The sequence below is a fragment of the Promineifilum sp. (SeqCode) genome, assembly GCF_041918635.1.
Classification (GTDB): domain Bacteria; phylum Chloroflexota; class Anaerolineae; order Promineifilales; family Promineifilaceae; genus Promineifilum.
In genome coordinates, this window is sequence record NZ_JAYRVJ010000659.1 from 1 (window position 1) to 3,594 (window position 3,594).

Here is a 3,594-nt window from a genome sequence, read left to right on the forward strand (position 1 = left end):
AGCCTCTTTCTCCTCATCATCGTTGGCGTGACGACGGCGCGCACCGACACACTCGCGCCGACCGTCGCGCCCGTTTACGTGCCAGTCGTCGTCCGCGGTTACCCCTGCTACTCTGTGGAAACCCTTGTCGTGGGCGAGGCTACCGAGTACCGCCTGAAATGCGCCGATTATCACTTCCTGACCGCGATCCATGATTGGGGTATGTTAATCCTGCGACCGCATCCCGGCCGGGACGCGAACGGCTGGGGGTCTTCGTGGTATGTCCAGCCGTACCTGGTTGACTCCAGTGCGGCCCACACTGTCATTGAGAGCGTCACCGCTTATCCCGACCGCATCCGCGTCAGCGCTTCTGGTCTGGTCTCGGTGGGCGCAACGGGCGATTTTGGGACGTGGCGGATGACACTAGACCTTGTTTATGATTCCACCGCGCGCGTAGTAAGGGGAACGGGAACGTATCACGTGACGCTGGATGACGAACTCGGAAATTCGCCGGGCGACTTGAAGCTATACAAGATAGCCAGCAACTACCTGATTGACGTACCCTTGTTAGGCGGGGGTGTTGGCAATACGGGCGACATGTCCGAGGTAATTGTCACTCTTGGCGACGGCCCCGGTTTTCGCTGGATTCCGGGGCGCGATCATTGCCCGCAAGATCGGGCTAACAGACTGTCGCTAGACGTGTTGGGGCAGTACAACAACGTCGATACGGCCACTCAGGGTCATCCGCCCATCGAACCGGCCTACAAACCGGGACTGAAAGTAGTCCTCGACGATACGCGGCCGGCGGGCGCGGGCATGATCTTCTGTGGGTTCTATAATAGCGGCCTGAGCCACGCCTTCTGGACAGACAACGTCGCCACGCACGCGATCATCCGCGCGGACACAGCCCAGACAGAGTTTGACTACGACGTGACGTTTGAATCGCGGGCTGCGGCGGACGAGTGCAGCCGCCCGTCGACGTGTCAACCGTGATAGCACTTACAGAACACCAACGATGACGCACCCCCTGATCGACCAACTCCGCTTCACCCGCTACGAATTTCATCGCGCCGTCAAAGGCGTGAGTGACGAAGAGGCTCGCCGCCGCTTCCTGCCGATGAACTGCCTCAGTTGGAACGTCGGCCACTTGGCGTGGCAGGAGCAACGCTACTTCCTGCACTACGGCCAGGGGCAGTTGCTCCTGCCCGACATCGACCGGGCGTTCGCCTATGGCGCGCCGGCCAGCACGCCGTCGCTGAAGGAGATGGTGGCGGCGTGGCGGACGATCACCGCCGCGGCCGATTCCTGGCTGGACACGCTGACCTCGACGACGCTGCGCCAGCACGTCATCAGCCAGGGCAAGCCCATTGCCTACACCTATGGTAACCTGCTCCAGCGAGTCATCTACCACTACTGGTATCACACCGGCGAGAATATGGCAATCCGGCAGTTGCTGGGCCATAATCACCTACCGGTATACGTTGGCGACATCGACAACAAAGCTCCCTATCGGACGGAGGAACAATGAAACGCGCCGTCAGCATTAGCCTCGGCTCCTCTAAACGAAACTCATCGGTTGAATTGACCCTGCTCGGCCAGCGCGTCTGTATCGAGCGCATCGGCACGGACGGCGACATGGAGCGCGCCGCCCAACTGTATAGCGAGCTAGACGGGCAAGTAGACGCTTTCGGCGTCGGCGGTACGGACCTGGGCCTGACTGTCGGCAACAAGTACTACAAGTTGCACTCCGTCGCCCCACTTGTCCGTGGCGTACGGCGCACGCCGGTTGTGGACGGCTCCGGCCTGAAAAACACGCTGGAGCGGCAGGTCGCGCCCTACATGGACGCCCACATCGGCCACGCCCTGCAGCCCCGCCGCGTCCTCATGACCAGTGGGGCCGATCGCTGGGGGATGGCGATGTCGTTCCTCGACGCAGGTTATGAGGGCGTCTTCGGCGATCTGATGTTCGGGCTGAGCATGCCGCTGCCGTTGCGCTCAGCCGGGAGCGTCAAGCGGGTAGCCGCGCTCATCCTGCCGGTGGTCAGCCGCCTGCCGTTCGAGTGGCTCTATCCGACGGGCGAGAAGCAGGAGAAGAACACGCCCAAGTTTGGCCAATGGTATGACTGGGCCACGGTCATTGCCGGCGACTGCCACTTCATCAAGCGCTTCATGCCTGCCCGACTGGACGGCAAGATCATCTGCACCAACACGACCACCCCGGCCGACGTGGCCGCCTTCCGCGCCGCGGGCGTCCGCTACCTGGTGACGACGACGCCACGGCTGGAGGGGCGCTCCTTCGGCACGAACATGATGGAGGCGATGCTCGTCGCCGTCAGCGGCCAGGGGCGTAAGCTGACCGAGGCCGAGTTGAGCGACCTGATCGACCGCCTCGACTTCCATCCCAACATCGAACCCCTCAACGGTTAAAGAAGAATCCACAAATTTCACAGATTACACGGATTGCAGAAGAGTCTCACGCGAAGACGCAAAGAACGCAAAGATAAGAAGCTTTCTTCGCTTTGCGTTCTTTGCGTCTTTGCGTGAGATGTTCTTAAATCTGCGAAATCTGCGGATCATTCTTCTTCAGGAGCAACTATGGACGATCTCGAACAACTGCTGACCGACCTCGTCGCCATCAATTCAGTGAACCCCGACCTCGTGCCCGGCGCGCCGGGGGAGGGGGAGGTCGCCGCGTATATCGCCCGCTGGCTGGAGGCGGCCGGGCTGGAGGTGCATCGCGACGAGCCGGTCGCGGGCCGGCCGAACGTCGTCGGCATCGCCCGCGGCACGGGCGGCGGTCGGACGCTGCTGCTGAACGGCCACGTGGACACGGTCAGCGTGAGCGAAGGCTCCGACCTGCTGCGGCCCCGCGTCGAGAACGGCCGGCTCTACGGCCGTGGGGCCTACGACATGAAGGGGGGCGTGGCGGCCTGTATGCTGGCGGCGGCCGAGGCGAAACGGCGTGGCCTGCGCGGCGACGTGATTGTGACGGCAGTCATGGATGAGGAGTACGCCGGGCTGGGCACGATGGCCGTGGCCGAACAGTACCGCGCCGACGCCGCCATTGTGGCCGAGCCGACCGACCTGCAACTCGTCATCGCCCATCGAGGGTTCGTGTGGCTGGAGATGGAGACGCGCGGTGTGGCCGCCCACGGCTCGCGGCCCGATCTGGGGGTGGACGCTATCGCCCGGATGGGGCGGGTGCTGGTCGAGGTGGAGCGGCTGGCGGCTGACCTGTTGGCCCGGCCGGCCCACCCGCTGTTGGGGCCGCCGTCCCTCCATGCCTCGCTCATTCGCGGTGGGCAGGAGATGTCGTCATACCCCGACCGCTGCCTGCTGTCCCTTGAGCGGCGCACGCTGCCGGGCGAGACGGCCGAGGCGGTGGAGGAGGAGCTGCGCGACATCGCCGACCGGCTCAACCGCGCCGACGCGACGTTCAAGGCCGAGGTGCGGCGCGGTCTGGTGCGCGCGCCGCTGGAGACGCCGGAAGATGCCGGCATCGTGACCGCTGTCCGAGAAGCGTCGGCGGGCGTGCTGGGCCAACCGGCTACGATTGCCGGCGTGCCCTACTGGACGGATGCGGCGACGCTGTGGGCGGCGGGCGTGCCCACGGTG

The 3,594-nt window shown here is 64.2% G+C and carries 4 protein-coding genes; all 4 read left to right on the top strand.

The genetic code is table 11. From position 1 onward, the window contains the following. Positions 1-972: hypothetical protein (locus tag ACE3UY_RS19305; protein WP_374689109.1), on the top strand; the 972-nt coding region annotated here is incomplete at its 5' end. Between the two features lie 22 nt (positions 973-994). Beyond that, positions 995-1,507 carry a DinB family protein gene (locus ACE3UY_RS19310; protein WP_374689110.1) on the top strand — a complete coding sequence of 171 codons (513 nt, stop codon included), beginning with the start codon at positions 995-997 and terminating at the stop codon, positions 1,505-1,507. Further along, complete coding sequence (locus ACE3UY_RS19315; RefSeq protein WP_374689111.1) at positions 1,504-2,406, top strand: quinate 5-dehydrogenase; 903 nt, start codon at positions 1,504-1,506, stop codon at positions 2,404-2,406. The genes ACE3UY_RS19310 and ACE3UY_RS19315 overlap by 4 nt, the downstream gene beginning before the upstream one ends. A 168-nt stretch (positions 2,407-2,574) precedes the next feature. After that, positions 2,575-3,594: M20/M25/M40 family metallo-hydrolase (locus ACE3UY_RS19320; protein WP_374689112.1), on the top strand; the 1,020-nt coding region annotated here is incomplete at its 3' end.